Raw genomic sequence first — 13,089 nt, forward strand, 5'->3', positions numbered from 1 at the left:
TTCCGCTCACGGCCGAAATCGACGTACTGGGCATCGGCCTCGACGCCGACGACGAAGCCGGAGCCCGGGGTGAACTGGTAGTTGTAGCCGATCTGACCACCGCCGGTGAAGCCGTCGTTACGGCTGCCGTTGCTGAAGGCGAGGACGGCGGTGGTGCCGGGCGGCACGAGGGTGCTGGCGCCGTTCACGCCGATGACCGTCGGGGCGCGGCTGCTGGAGGCGTCGAAGCCGTAACCGGCGTTGAAACCGGCGTAGAAGCCCGTCCAGGTGAACACCGGCACCGGCACGAACACCGGCGGCGGGGCGGCGCGGCGGGGCAGATCGGCGGCCGAAGCGACGGCGGTCAGGCCGGCGAGGACGGTCGTGGCGAGAAGCAGTCTTTTCATCGGGGTACTCGGTTCTGGATTGGCGAAAGCCGGCGCGCTTGTAGTCCCTGGACGCCGCGAGGTCTGTCGCTTTCCTGCAACATGAGCATCGGATAGCCCACGATATCTCAATGAAGGGTAAAGGTTAGCCCGAGGTCACCACAACTGTCTGATGTCGGTGTTTTACCGCACATCGGCCGGGGACGAAGCATTCGTTCGGCGCATCATGGGACGAAGGGAGCCGAAATCTGGAAGGACGTTATTTACCATAACGACTTCTCTCGGGACATCGGCAGGATCTTGCCGCCCCCCTTCTCGCGCAATCGTGAGGCGAGCTTAGCACTACCTGGGCACTTTTGGGGGTTGTGATGCGTTGTCTGCTCTCACGATGGCCGGGGGGCGGCGATGGATCAGGATCGCGAGGGAACGGACGGGCTCGACACGTGGCTGGCGCCATTCCTGGCGGTGATGGGGCGCAAGACCCGGCGGACCTGGGCGCCGTTTTACCTGCGGGGGCTGCTCGGCCCGGGTGATCGCAAGAGCCTGCAGCCGATGGCAGCGCGCCTCGGGCTGCCGGGCCACGACCAGCTGCAGCACTTCATCGCCAGCCCGGCCTGGGACGATCGCCCGCTCTGGACGGAACTGGGCCGCCAGGCGGATCGGCTGGTTGGTGGATGCGATGCCTGCCTGGTGATCGACGACACCGCCCTGCCGAAGAAGGGCACGCTCTCGGTCGGGGTGGCGCGCCAGTATTGCGGTGCGCTGGGCAAGCAGGCCAACTGCCAGTCCCTGGTCTCGCTCACCCTGGCGCAGAACGAGGTGCCCGTGCCGGTGGCCCTGCGCCTGTTCCTGCCTGAGGCCTGGACGAGCGATCCGGGGCGGTGCGTGCAGGCCGGCGTGCCCGAGGCCGCAACCGTGTCACGGAGCAAGGGGGAGATCGCTCTGTCGGAACTGGATCGCCTGCAGACCGCCGGTCTGCGCTTCGGCACGGTGCTGGCCGATGCGGGCTACGGCGTCAGCGCCGCTTTCCGTCACGCCCTGGAGGCGCGGGGCCTGCGCTGGGCGGTGGGGATCGTTAGGAACCAGAAGGTCTACGCGGCCAACGTGCAGCTCGTGCCGCCCACGGGCCGTGCCCGCAAACTCGTACCGGACCAAGAGCCGCGGGATGCCGAGACGGTGCTGGCCGATCTGCCCTGGCGGCGCGTCGCGTGGCGCCAGGGTACGAAGGGCAAGCTCTCGGCCCGGTTCGCTGCTATCCGGGTACGGGTCGGCGACGGTCCGGTCTGGGGCAACAACCGGCATCTGCCGGGCGCAGAGGTCTGGCTCGTGGGCGAATGGCGCTCATCGGGGGAGCGCAAGTACTACCTCTCGAACTTGCCGCCCGAGACGTCGCGCCGCGCCCTCGCGGGTACGATCAAGGCGCGCTGGGTCTGCGAGCAGGCCCACCAGCAGCTCAAGGAGGAACTCGGCCTCGATCATTTCGAGGGGCGGTCCTGGACCGGCCTGCATCGACACGCGCTGATGACGTGCATCGCCTATGCCTACCTGCAGCATCTGCGCCTCGCCGAGCACCACCGAACGGGGCGGGGGAAAAATGAAGACCCGCCTTCCGGGGCCGCCACCATCACCCAGCCTACCCGCCGTGCGGCAGGCCATCATCGGACGGCTGTTCGCCAGCCTCGTCCCACCCGTCCTGTGTCCGCACTGCCGAAGGCGCTTCACGCTGTCCTCTGACGTCAAAGTGCCCAGGTAGTGCTAGGCCGCCCATAAAGTTCCCACCGCACCGTCGTCTTCAGGGTGAGAACCGGCCAGGAGCGGAAGTTTCGTGAGGCACTCTTAACCGTGATGTCGGAGGCTGAGACGGAGCGGCCCGTCGCGCCGCGTCGATGAATGCACCCGCCATGCTTCCTCCCAGCCGCTCCTTCGATACGCCCCGACCCGCCGCCTTCACGGACGGGGATCGGGACGCGCCCCGCCGGCCCACGACCCTACTGCCCTGGACGATCAAGCTGTGCCTCGTCCTCGGCCTCGGAGCCCTCGGGGCGACGCAGTATCTGTCCCGCGCCACCGAGAGCGGGACCCTGCGCCAATTCGCTCGGGCGGGTTCACCCGATCCCGAAACCACGGGCTCCATCGTCGCCGCCGCCGGTCACACCACCCTCGACCCGTGCACCGCCTTCGACCTCAGGCACTGAAGCGCGGCTCAGGCAGCATGCACCGCTGGGGCGAGGCCGCCGCAGCGGCGTTTCCGGCCGGCGAAGGCCCGGAGAGCGGTGGCGAGATCGTCCCGCCGAAATCGGGCCAGTGTGTGCCGGCGCGCCCGAGCCCGCATCTCCGCCCCGATGAGGCCGGGGGCTGCGAAGACGGATCAGGATCCGGCGAGGAGCGTCGCCAAGGCCGGGGATAGACCGAGGCTCTGGAGGGCGGGGGCGTTCTTCCGCACAACCCCTCCCCCGGCGACCGTACCGGCCGCGTCAGCCGCCGCCAGGACCGCGCGGGTGCCGGCTTCCACCGAGCACAGAACCGGCACCGGAACGGCGGGCTGGATGCGCGCGGCGAGGCCGGCCAGGGCCGCGCCCCCCAGGATCACGGCCTCGGCCCCATCCGCTTCGACGCAGGCCCGGCAGGCGGCCGCGAGGCCGCCCAGGGCCGCGTCGGGGTCGGCGGCGATCTCAGCCCCCGTCGGCGCGACGGTGCGCACGCCCGTCAGGCGGTCGGCGAGGCCGATCGTGGCCACGAACTCCGTGAGCATCGGCCCCCACAGGACGCCCCCGGTGACGATGGCGAAGCGCCGCCCCCCGGAGGCGGCGGCCCGGCACGCCGCCTCCGCCATGCCCACCACGGGGACCGGCGAGACCTCGCGCAAGCCGAGGAGCCCCGGATCGCCGAAGCAGGCGAGGTAGACGGCGTCGACCCCGGCGACGTGCTCGGCCAGGGCGTCGAGGGCGGCATGGCCGGCGATGACCGAGGCGGCCCGACTCGCGATGTAGCGGGCGCCGAAGCGCCCGGTCACCGCCACGATCTCGGCCGCCCCGCCGACGATCCCGCGGACATGATCCGCCACGAGGTCGGTGACGGAGGGCGTTGTGTTGGGATTGATGAGGAGGATGCGCACGGGACGGTCGCTCAGGATGCCTGCGGGGTGCGCCGCATGAGCGCGATGTAGCTCGTGAATCCCAGGGCGACACCGATGAACCAGGAGAAGTTGGCCAGATGCGACAGGGCCGGGACCACGGCGCACAGGACCGGCACCAGGGCCGAGGGGATCACGCTGAGGATAGCGGCCCGGTTGTAACCATTGGTGTACCAGTACCGGCCCGTGGGGCTCATGGTGTAGAGGTCGTCCACCACCACGTGCTGACGGCGCACGACGTAGTAGTCGGCGATGAGGATGCCGAACAGCGGCCCGATGAAGGCGCCGAGCACGTCGAGGGTGTAATGGATCACCGCCGGGTTGTTGTAGAGATTCCAGGGGGTGATGAAGATCGACGCCACGGCGGCGATCATGCCGCCCATGCGCCAACTGATGCGCTGCGGCGCCACGTTCGAGAAGTCGAAGGCCGGCGAGACGAAGTTGGCCACGATGTTGATGCCGATGGTCGCCGTCATGAAGGTGAAGGCACCGAGCACCACCGCGTAGGTGTTGTCGATGTGGCTGACCGTCTCCACGGGATCGATGATGAGGCGGCCGAACACCGGCAGAGTCGCCGACGTGGTGATGACGGTGAGCAGCGAAAAGCCGATGAAGTTCACCGGCAGGCCCCAGACGTTGCCGGCCTTCACGGCCGCGAACGATTTCCCGTAGCGGGAGAAATCGCCGAAGTTGAGCATCGGCCCGGAGAAGTATGAGACCACGAGGGCGACGGCGTTGAGCATCACCGGCAGGGCGTCCCAGCCCTGGTAGCGCACCTCGCCCAAGCTGAGGCCGACATTGTCGAGGCCGGCGCGGGCGACGAGGTAGACGGCGAGGGCGATCATCACGACGTAGACGGCCGGCCCGGCCCAGTCGATGAACTTGCGGATCGCCTCCATGCCGCGCCAGAACACCAGCGCCTGGATCACCCACAGGGTCATGAAGCTCGCCCAGCCGAGGCTCGACAGCCCGACGAAGCCCGATGTGGCGACGTCGGCATAGGGCTTGAGTTCGGGATAGAACCGCAGGGCCACGATGAGGAAGGCGCTGGAAGCGAGATAGGTCTGGATGCCGTACCAAGCGACGGCGATGAGGCCGCGGATGATCGCCGGAATGTTGGCGCCCTTCACCCCGAACGAGGCCCGGCAGATCACCGGGTAGGGCGTGCCGGTGACCTGACTCGGCTTGGCCACGAGGTTGCAGAACAGCTGCACGATGAGGATACCGACGAGGAGCGAGACCAGCACCTGCCAGCTCACGAGGCCGAGGGAGAACAGGGAGCCGGCGGTGATGTAGCCGCCGACGCTGTGGACGTCCGACATCCAGAACGCAAAGATGTTGTAGGTGCCCCAGGTTTGGTTGCGTAAGGGAGCGAGATCTTCGTTGGTCAAACGGTCGTCGTAGCTGGGTTTGATCGTCACACCGGAATGCGAATTGGGGACGGCGCCCCCCGCCGTCGCCTCCTGGATGGTCGATACGCCGTGTGACATCGGACAGCCCCTCCCCTTCACCGTTGGTTGAATGCGTTGCACGGCGCGTGCCACTGTCAAGAGCTTGACCTTAGACGAAAGAGGCCGACCCTGGCCCTCCGCGCGGCGTGGATAAATTCGAGCCGCGCCCCCGGTTCGATTGACAAGCCGGCCGGGGGCTCTAAGTGTCTGACGCAACGCGTGTGCGCGGCGGGACGTGTGTCGAAACCGCCCCTTCTTCAGCCGTCGCCGTGTCGATGCACTCCGCGCCGGACGGTCCATTCCCGCGCGCAACGGTTCTCAGAGAATATGTCTTTTGCCGACCTCGGATTGAGCGACAAGGTCCTCCAGGCCGTCACGGCGGCCGGGTACAGCGAGCCGACGCCGATCCAAGCCCAGGCCATCCCGCACGTGCTGGCCCGGCGCGACGTGCTGGGCATCGCCCAGACCGGCACCGGCAAGACGGCGGCGTTCACGCTGCCGATGCTGACCCTGCTGGAGAACGGCCGCGCCCGCGCCCGCATGCCGCGCACCCTCATCCTCGAGCCGACGCGCGAGCTCGCCGCCCAGGTGGTGGAGAATTTCGACCGCTACGGGGTCAATCACAAGCTCAACGTGGCGCTCATCATAGGCGGCGTCTCGTTCGCCGAGCAGGATGCCAAGCTGATGCGCGGCACCGACGTGCTGATCGCCACGCCGGGCCGGCTCCTCGACCATTTCGAGCGCGGCAAGCTCCTGCTCACGGGCGTCGAACTCCTCGTCATCGACGAGGCCGACCGCATGCTCGACATGGGCTTCATTCCCGACATCGAGCGCATCGTGAAGATGGTGCCGTTCACCCGGCAGACCCTGTTCTTCTCGGCCACCATGCCGCCGGAGATCGAGCGGCTGGCCGACATGTTTCTGCACACGCCGCAGCGGATCGAGGTGGCGCGCCCGTCCTCGACGGCGTCCACCATCGAGCAGAAGCTCGTGGCCTCGGGCTCCGAGGGTCACGAGAAGCGCGAGCTCCTGCGCCGGCTCATCCGGGGCGAGGCCGATCTCAACAACGGCATCATCTTCTGCAACCGCAAGCGCGACGTGGCGCTGCTGCAGAAATCCCTCGCGAGCCACGGTTTCAACGTCGCGGCGCTGCACGGCGACATGGACCAGCGCGCCCGCACCCTCGCCCTCGACGGGTTCCGCTCCGGCGAGGTGCCGCTGCTGGTCGCCTCCGACGTCGCCGCGCGCGGCCTCGACATTCCGGCCGTGAGCCACGTCTTCAACTTCGACGTTCCCCATCACCCGGAGGACTACGTCCACCGCATCGGCCGCACGGGCCGGGCGGGGCGGGCCGGCCACGCCTTCACGCTGGTGACCCGATCCGACGAGCGCTTCGTCACCGCCATCGAGAGTCTGATCGGTCAGCCGATCCCCTGGGCCGAGGGCGATCTCGGTGTGCTGCCCGAGCCGAGCGCAGCCCCGGCCGAACGCGAGGACGCGCCGACCCGGACGCGCCATCGCGGCAAGTCCGGCCAGACCCTGCGGCGGCGCAGCGGCGGCGAGACCGGTCGCGACGCCGCCCGGTCGGAGCCCCGCGCCCGCAAGGGCGGCCGTCGCGACAGCCCCGAGCGCGGCCCCTCCCCGGCCGTTGAGACCGAAGCGGTGCAGCCCCCCGCACGGGCGAAGGACACCGCTCCGGCGCGGGCGAAGGAGCCCGCCCCCCAGCGCATGGAGCCGCGCCGTGAAGAGCGCCGCCCCGCGTCCCGGCGGCGCGGCGACGAGGATGACGGCGAGACGCCCATCGGCCTCGGCTCGCACGTGCCCGCCTTCCTCCTGCGTCCGGCGGTGATCAAGTCGCCGAAATAATCGGGCGCGGGCGCGGGCCATGTCGCAAGACGGTTAATGCACTCTGAGCCATCGATCGGCTAGGATCGTCCGATGGATGCTCGCCTCCTTCGGGGCGAGGCCGAAACGACGACGGTTGGGCGACATGGACGGCAGTCAGGGTGACCGGGATCGGACCTTCGCACTGGCCGAGCGCGCCACCGCCCTCATGCGAGAATACGGCCCCTCGGCGACGCCGCGGGCATACGCGGTCTGGTACAATTACGTCGCGGCCCTGTATCCGAAGATGAACGAGGCGATGTCCGGCTTCATGGCGACGGGCGCCGTCTCCGAGGCCGAGATCGACATCCTCTACGAAGCCTATCTCGACGGGCAGAGGCTGGTGCGGGCGGCCGACGAGACGAGCCGCACGGTCCTCGCCGAACTCGCGAACCTCACGGAGGCCCTCGACCTCTCCCTCGGCTCCTCGGCAGAGCACAGCGAAGCCCTACGCACCCTGTTGCAGGATCTCGACGGGACCGGCCTCGACCGCACCCGCATCCTCGAGATCGTCGCGGCCCTGGCGGCCACGACCCGGGAGGTGGCCGACAGCAACCGCGTCCTCGAGGCCCGCATGCGCGAGAGCCGCAACGAGATCGAATCCTTGCGCGAAGCCCTAGAGACGACACGTCGCGAGAGCCTCATCGACCCCCTCACCGGCCTGTCGAACCGCAAGCAGTTCGAGGAAAGCCTGCACGCCCTGGTGGAGGAAGCGGTCGCCGAGCGAAAGCCCGCCAGCCTCGTGGTGATCGATGTCGATTTCTTCAAACGCTTCAACGATTTGTATGGCCACCTCACGGGTGATCAGGTCCTGCGCCTCGTCGGCGCGGTGATGCGCGAGACCGTGACGGCCGGGGCCACCCCGGCCCGCTTCGGCGGCGAGGAATTCGCCATCCTGCTGCCGGGCTTGGGGCGGGCGGAGGCCCGGGCGCTCGCCGAAAAGGTCCGCACCAGCGTGATGACGCGCGAACTCGTCAAGCGCTCGACGGGCGAGACCTTGGGCAAGATCACGGTTTCCCTCGGGGTGGCCGCCGTGCGCCCCTCCGACACGGCGGTGTCCCTGCTGGAGCGTGCCGACCAGTGCATGTTCAAGGCCAAGCGCGACGGCCGCAACCGGACCGTGGACGACGGGAGCGTCCCGCCCCCCGTCGGTTGATCGCTGCGTTTCCGAGCTGCGCCCCGAAGGCTTCGGGGCAGCGGAGCTTGATCCGCTGCCTCGGGCGATCAGGCAGAGGCGCGCACGGCTTCGGGGTTCACCGGCGTGATCGCCACGGACTCGCCACAGCCGCAGGCCGAAGTCTGGTTCGGGTTGTTGAACACGAATTGCGAGGCGAGCTTGGTGGTGGTGAAATCCATCTGCGTGCCGAGGAGGAACAGCAGCGCCTTCGGATCGACGAAGACCTTGACGCCGCGATCCTCGACCATGTCCTCGCCGGGCTTCTGCCCGTCGGCATATTCCATGGTGTAGGACATGCCGGCGCAGCCACCGTTCTTCACCCCGACCCGCAGGCCGGCGATGGGCCGGTCGGCCTCGGCGATGATCGCCTTGATCCGGTCCGCCGCCGCATCGGTCAGCGACAGCACTTTGAAGTTCGAAGCCATGAGGTCTCTCCGGCAACCGGGTTCAAGGCCCGGGCGGTTGAGGGTGGACGCACCCGGTTAAGATAAGGATGGCGCCGGCCCCCGTCCATCGGCGCGGCGCGCATGGGGCGATGATCCGTGATAGGATGGGGCCGAGAGAATCTCCACCATGGCGGATGCCGCACGCCCCACGATGACGCCCGAGGATTTCTTCGTCTGGCAGCGCGACCAGGACGAACTCTACGAACTCGTCGACGGGCATCCGGTGCCGCGCCACCGGATGATGACCGGGGCGAGCATGCAGCACGACCGGGTCACGGTGAACATCATCGGCTCGCTCCATGCGCAGCTCCGTGGCAAGCCGTGCCGGCCCACCACGGCCGACATCGCGCTCCGCACCAGCATCCGTGGCCTGCGCCGACCCGACGTCATGGTCGAGTGTGCTCCCCTGGTCGCCGACACCTACGAGGCGCGCGAGCCGAAGCTCGTGGTCGAGGTCGCCTCGCCCTCGACGACTTCCATCGACCAGACCCGGAAGGTCGAGGAGTACAAGCGCCACCCGACGCTCACCGCCATTCTGCTCGTCGAGACCCTGAAGCCGCAGGCCCTGCTGTACCGGCGGAGCGGGACCGACTGGGAGATCGAGACCTTCGAGGGTCTGGAGGCCGTGATCGACCTACCCGGCATCGGGGCCACCCTGGCGATGGCCGACCTCTACGACGGCCTCACCTTTCCGGCCCGTCGAAACCTCGCCGAGGAAGGCTGACGCCCTACCACATGTCGAGGGCGACGCGGGCCTCGTCGGACATGCGGCTCTGGTCCCACGGCGGATCGAACACCATGGTGACGGTGCAAGCCTGGACGCCCGGAACGGCGGCCACCGCCGTCTCGACCCAGCCCGGCATCTCACCGGCCACGGGGCAGCCCGGGGCCGTGAGGGTCATGTCGATGGCCACCGTGCGGTCGTCGGCGATGTCGACCTTGTAGATCAGGCCGAGCTCGTAGATGTCGGCCGGGATCTCCGGATCGTAGACGCTCTTCAAGGCCGCCACGATGTCGTCGGTCAGGCGATCGAGTTCCTCGGGCGGGATTGCCGAGGCACTGGCGATGGCGGGGGAATTGGCCCCGCCGGTGATGGCTGAGTCGCTCATGGTTTGTCCTCGTCTTCGCGTGTCGCGGATCGGCGGCGATCCGCGACACCCCGCACGGGCGGCGGCGCGCCGTCGCGCTTGCGGCAGCGTCGCTGCCGGAATGTCGAATCTCTAGGCGAACATCATCTCGGCCTTGGCCAGGGCCTCGGCGAGGGCGTCGACCTCGTCCCGGGTGTTATACAGTCCGAACGACGCGCGACAGGTGGAGGTTGCCCCGAACCGCGAGAGCAGCGGCATGGCGCAATGGGTGCCCGCCCGGATGGCGACGCCGTAGCGGTCGATCACCGTGGCGATGTCGTGGGCATGCGCGCCCTTCATCTCGAAGGCGATGACGCCGCCCTTACCCTTGGCGGTGCCGATCATCCGCACGGAGTTCATGGCACCCAGGCGCTCCTGGGCATAGGCGAGGAGCGAAGCCTCGTGGGCGGCGATCTTTTCGCGACCCAACGTCATCATGAATTCCAGCGCCGCGCCGAGACCGACCGCCTCGATGATCGCCGGCGTGCCCGCCTCGAACCGATGGGGCGGATCGTTGTAGGTGATGGAATCCTGGGAGACCGTGCGGATCATCTCGCCGCCGCCCTGGTAGGGAGGCAGGCGCTCCAGCCATTCGCGCTTGCCGTAGAGCACGCCGATGCCGGTGGGGCCGTAGACCTTGTGGCCGGTGAAGACGAAGAAGTCGCAATCCAGCGCCTTCACGTCGACGGGGGCGTGCACGGCGCTCTGGGCCCCGTCGAGGAGCACCGGCACGCCGTGGGCGTGGGCGATGCGCACGATGTCCTTGGCTGGCGTCACCGTGCCGAGCACGTTCGACATGTGGGTGATCGCCACCATCTTGGTGCGGGCCGAGAAGAGCTTTTCGTATTCGTCGAGGAGGAAGTTGCCCTCATCGTCCACGGGCGCCCATTTGATGACCGCCCCGCGCCGCTCGCGCAGGAAGTGCCAGGGTACGATGTTGGAATGGTGCTCCATGATGGAGAGGATGATCTCGTCCCCCTCACCGATCTGGCCGAGCAGCCCCATGGAGGAGGCCACGAGGTTGTAGGCTTCCGTGGCGTTGCGGGTGAAGATGATCTCGTCGGTGGACTCGGCGTTGAGGAATTGCCGCGTGGTCTCGCGGGCGCCCTCGAACCCCTCCGTGGCGGCGTTCGCCATGAAGTGCAGGCCGCGATGGACGTTGGCGTAGCCCGTCTCCATGCAGGCCACCATGGCGTCGATCACGGCGCGGGGCTTCTGGGCGGAGGCCGCGTTGTCGAGATAGACCAGGGGCTTGCCGTAGACCTTCTGGGCGAGGATCGGGAACTCGGCCCGGATCGCCTGGACGTCGTAGGGGGCAGTCGGAACGGGTGCGTTCATGGCGAAACCTGTTGGAGGTCGAGCAGGCGGCTCCTCCCCCCGAAGGGGGAGGGTCTCTCGCTTATCCGCGCGCCTTCAGCCACGCCTCGACGGTGCCGATCAGCGCCTCGCGGGCACCCTCGTGGCTCACGGCCTCGACGGCGGCGCCGAGGAAGGCCTGGACCAGCAGGCTCTCGGCCTCCGCCTTCGGCAGGCCGCGCTGCATGAGGTAGAACAGCAGTTCGTCGTCCAGGGCGCCGCAGGTGGCGCCGTGGCCGCAGGCGACGTCGTCGGCGAAGATCTCGAGTTCGGGCTTGTTCATCATCTGCCCCTCGTCGGACAGGATGAGGCAAGCCGACATCATCTTGCCGTCGGTCTGCTGCGCCGCCTGCTGGACGATGATCTTGCCCTGAAACACGCCCGTGGCGGCCCCGTCCACCACGGTCTTGAACAGCTCGCGGCTCACCCCGCCCGTGGCGGCATGGTCGGCGAGGAAGGTGGTGTCGGCGAGCTGGCTGCCGTTGAGCATGGCGGCGCCGTTGACCACGGCCCGGGCATCGGCTCCGGCGAAGTTGAGATAGACCTGATGGCGCGAGAGCACGCCGCCCACCACCACGTTGACGGTCTCCACCGCCGCCTCCGCGCCGAGCTTCACCGAGAGGGTGGAGAGGGCAACGGCCTCACGCCCTTCCGCGTTCAGGCGGGCGTGCCGGAAGACGGCATGGTCGCCCACCACCACGTCGACGGCGTCGTTGGGTTGATAGGCGATGCCGTCCGGCCCCTCGTGGCTCTCCAGCACGAGGGCCTCGGCCCCCTCCTCCAGCACCACGAGGATTCGAGTCGCCGTGGAATAGGCGTCCGAGCCCGTGCCGATGAAGCGCAGGTGCAGGGGCGTCTCGACCTTGGCGCCGGCCGCGACGGCGATCACGGCCCCGTCCGCCAGGAAGGCGGTGTTGAGCTGGTAGATGGCGTTCTCGGACGCCTGACGCACGGGCGTCAGCCGGTCGAGGAGGGCGTGACCGTCGGTCAGCGCTTGGTTGAGCGGCGTCACGGTGATGCCGGCCGGGATGCGGGTGAGGTCGGATTCGGCCTCGACGAGGTGGCCGTTGACGAAGGTGAGGCGCACGGCCTCGACCCCGGCAAAGCCCTTGGCCCCGGCGACCGCCGCCTTGGCGGCCTCGGCCGAGGGTTTCTCCGCCGGATGCGCGGCGTCGCGGAACGCCGAGCGGAGATCCGTGTACTTGAACGCCTCGACGCGGCGGGTCGGCAGGCCGACCGCCTCGAAGTAGCGGAACGCTTCCTCGCGGGCGATGGACACGCCCGTGGGGTACTTCATCTTCGTGGCTTCGAAGAGCTTCGACAGGCCGGTCTCGGCCGCCGTGCGGAGGGGGGTGATGTCGGCCATGCTCAGGCGGCCTCGCCCGTGCGATACTCGGCGTAGCCCGAGGCTTCCAGCGCCTTGGCGAGATCCTTGTCGCCCGACTTCACGATCTGGCCCTGGGACATGACGTGGACCACGTCCGGCACGATGTAGTCGAGCAGGCGCTGGTAGTGGGTGATGACGAGGAACGAGCGGCCCTGCGCGCGCAGGGCGTTCACGCCACCCGAGACGATGCGCAGGGCATCGATGTCGAGGCCGGAATCAGTCTCGTCGAGGACGCAGAACTTCGGCTCCAGGAGCGCCATCTGCAGGATCTCCATGCGCTTCTTCTCGCCGCCGGAGAAGCCGACGTTGAGGGCGCGCTTGAGCATCTCCTTGTTGATCTCGAGCTTCTCGGCCGCCCCGTTCACCTTGCGGATGAAGTCGGGGGTCGAGAGCTCGCCCTCGCCGCGCGCCCGGCGCTGGGCGTTCAGCGTCGCCTTCAGGAAGGTCATGGTGCCGACGCCCGGAATCTCCAGCGGGTACTGGAAGGCCAGGAACACGCCGGAGGCCGCGCGTTCGTCGGGGCTCATCTCGAGGATATTGACGCCGTCCAGCAGGATCTCGCCGTCGAGGACCTCGTAGTCCTCCTTGCCGGCGATGACGTACGACAGGGTCGACTTGCCCGAGCCGTTCGGCCCCATGATGGCGGCGACTTCGCCGTCGTTCACCGTGAGGTTGAGGCCGTTGAGGATCTGCTTGTCCTCGATGGCGACGGTGAGATTCTTGATTTCGATCATTGTGGGTTTAGTCCTAGAAATTGAATGCA

General features: G+C 68.4%; 12 protein-coding genes and 1 pseudogene. 5 read left to right on the forward strand and 8 right to left on the reverse strand.

Features of this window, described 5'->3' with window-relative positions; genetic code table 11:
* Positions 1 to 386, reverse strand: a pseudogene (locus BM249_RS19055) (porin family protein); the annotation flags it as partial.
* Positions 387 to 770: 384 nt separating this feature from the next.
* Between BM249_RS19055 and BM249_RS19060 the strand changes: the two are divergent.
* Positions 771 to 2,099: an IS701 family transposase gene (locus BM249_RS19060; protein ID WP_091974956.1), complete on the forward strand. Its 1,329-nt coding sequence runs from the start codon at positions 771 to 773 to the stop codon at positions 2,097 to 2,099.
* A 167-nt stretch (positions 2,100 to 2,266) separates the two neighbouring features.
* On the forward strand, positions 2,267 to 2,560 hold the full coding sequence (locus BM249_RS19065) for a hypothetical protein (RefSeq protein ID WP_091974958.1): 294 nt from the start codon (positions 2,267 to 2,269) through the stop codon (positions 2,558 to 2,560).
* 173 nt (positions 2,561 to 2,733) lie between these two features.
* Here the strand turns inward: BM249_RS19065 and BM249_RS19070 are convergent, their stop codons facing one another.
* Both BM249_RS19070 and BM249_RS19075 read right to left on the reverse strand, forming a co-directional pair.
* Positions 2,734 to 3,480, reverse strand: coding sequence for an aspartate/glutamate racemase family protein (locus BM249_RS19070; protein WP_091974960.1), 747 nt, complete (start codon positions 3,478 to 3,480; stop codon positions 2,734 to 2,736).
* 11 nt (positions 3,481 to 3,491) lie between these two features.
* The gene (locus tag BM249_RS19075; protein WP_091974963.1) at positions 3,492 to 4,988 is read right to left on the reverse strand and encodes an NCS1 family nucleobase:cation symporter-1; all 1,497 of its coding nucleotides are present in this window, start codon (positions 4,986 to 4,988) and stop codon (positions 3,492 to 3,494) included.
* Between the two features lie 288 nt (positions 4,989 to 5,276).
* Here BM249_RS19075 and BM249_RS19080 point away from each other — a divergent pair, with 288 nt between their 5' ends.
* Together BM249_RS19080 and BM249_RS19085 are read left to right on the forward strand one after the other, a co-directional pair.
* Complete coding sequence (locus BM249_RS19080; RefSeq protein ID WP_091974965.1) at positions 5,277 to 6,815, forward strand: DEAD/DEAH box helicase; 1,539 nt, start codon at positions 5,277 to 5,279, stop codon at positions 6,813 to 6,815.
* 124 nt (positions 6,816 to 6,939) lie between these two features.
* The gene (locus BM249_RS19085) at positions 6,940 to 7,989 is read left to right on the forward strand and encodes a GGDEF domain-containing protein (protein ID WP_091974967.1); all 1,050 of its coding nucleotides are present in this window, start codon (positions 6,940 to 6,942) and stop codon (positions 7,987 to 7,989) included.
* A 68-nt stretch (positions 7,990 to 8,057) separates the two neighbouring features.
* Here BM249_RS19085 and BM249_RS19090 read toward each other — a convergent pair whose 3' ends face one another.
* The gene (locus BM249_RS19090; RefSeq protein WP_091974969.1) at positions 8,058 to 8,435 is read right to left on the reverse strand and encodes a HesB/IscA family protein; all 378 of its coding nucleotides are present in this window, start codon (positions 8,433 to 8,435) and stop codon (positions 8,058 to 8,060) included.
* Between the two features lie 148 nt (positions 8,436 to 8,583).
* On the opposite strand from BM249_RS19090, the gene BM249_RS19095 reads away from it, so the two are divergent.
* Positions 8,584 to 9,180: a Uma2 family endonuclease gene (locus BM249_RS19095; protein WP_244528865.1), complete on the forward strand. Its 597-nt coding sequence runs from the start codon at positions 8,584 to 8,586 to the stop codon at positions 9,178 to 9,180.
* A 4-nt stretch (positions 9,181 to 9,184) separates the two neighbouring features.
* Here BM249_RS19095 and BM249_RS19100 read toward each other — a convergent pair whose 3' ends face one another.
* The 4 genes from BM249_RS19100 to sufC form a co-directional block, all read right to left on the reverse strand.
* On the reverse strand, positions 9,185 to 9,565 hold the full coding sequence (locus BM249_RS19100; RefSeq protein ID WP_091974971.1) for an SUF system Fe-S cluster assembly protein: 381 nt from the start codon (positions 9,563 to 9,565) through the stop codon (positions 9,185 to 9,187).
* A gap of 111 nt (positions 9,566 to 9,676) precedes the next feature.
* The gene (locus tag BM249_RS19105) at positions 9,677 to 10,921 is read right to left on the reverse strand and encodes a cysteine desulfurase (RefSeq protein WP_091974973.1); all 1,245 of its coding nucleotides are present in this window, start codon (positions 10,919 to 10,921) and stop codon (positions 9,677 to 9,679) included.
* A gap of 61 nt (positions 10,922 to 10,982) precedes the next feature.
* Positions 10,983 to 12,305, reverse strand: a complete 1,323-nt coding sequence (gene sufD, locus BM249_RS19110) for a Fe-S cluster assembly protein SufD (protein WP_091974975.1) — start codon at positions 12,303 to 12,305, stop codon at positions 10,983 to 10,985.
* A gap of 2 nt (positions 12,306 to 12,307) precedes the next feature.
* The gene (gene sufC, locus BM249_RS19115; RefSeq protein WP_091974976.1) at positions 12,308 to 13,060 is read right to left on the reverse strand and encodes a Fe-S cluster assembly ATPase SufC; all 753 of its coding nucleotides are present in this window, start codon (positions 13,058 to 13,060) and stop codon (positions 12,308 to 12,310) included.
* Positions 13,061 to 13,089: the final 29 nt, after the last annotated feature.

This window comes from Methylobacterium gossipiicola, assembly GCF_900113485.1.
GTDB classification, from domain to species: Bacteria; Pseudomonadota; Alphaproteobacteria; order Rhizobiales; family Beijerinckiaceae; genus Methylobacterium; species Methylobacterium gossipiicola.

Bases quoted from the DNA above. Each gene is read 5' to 3' on its own strand.
- BM249_RS19075 (WP_091974963.1), bottom strand. From the start codon at position 4,988: ATGTCACACGGCGTATCGACCATCCAGGAGGCGACGGCGGGGGGCGCC.
- BM249_RS19060 (WP_091974956.1), top strand. From the start codon at position 771: ATGGATCAGGATCGCGAGGGAACGGACGGGCTCGACACGTGGCTGGCG.
- sufD (WP_091974975.1), bottom strand. From the start codon at position 12,305: ATGGCCGACATCACCCCCCTCCGCACGGCGGCCGAGACCGGCCTGTCG.
- BM249_RS19080 (WP_091974965.1), top strand. From the start codon at position 5,277: ATGTCTTTTGCCGACCTCGGATTGAGCGACAAGGTCCTCCAGGCCGTC.
- BM249_RS19100 (WP_091974971.1), bottom strand. From the start codon at position 9,565: ATGAGCGACTCAGCCATCACCGGCGGGGCCAATTCCCCCGCCATCGCC.
- BM249_RS19105 (WP_091974973.1), bottom strand. From the start codon at position 10,921: ATGAACGCACCCGTTCCGACTGCCCCCTACGACGTCCAGGCGATCCGG.
- sufC (WP_091974976.1), bottom strand. From the start codon at position 13,060: ATGATCGAAATCAAGAATCTCACCGTCGCCATCGAGGACAAGCAGATC.
- BM249_RS19085 (WP_091974967.1), top strand. From the start codon at position 6,940: ATGGACGGCAGTCAGGGTGACCGGGATCGGACCTTCGCACTGGCCGAG.
- BM249_RS19065 (WP_091974958.1), top strand. From the start codon at position 2,267: ATGCTTCCTCCCAGCCGCTCCTTCGATACGCCCCGACCCGCCGCCTTC.
- BM249_RS19090 (WP_091974969.1), bottom strand. From the start codon at position 8,435: ATGGCTTCGAACTTCAAAGTGCTGTCGCTGACCGATGCGGCGGCGGAC.
- BM249_RS19095 (WP_244528865.1), top strand. From the start codon at position 8,584: ATGGCGGATGCCGCACGCCCCACGATGACGCCCGAGGATTTCTTCGTC.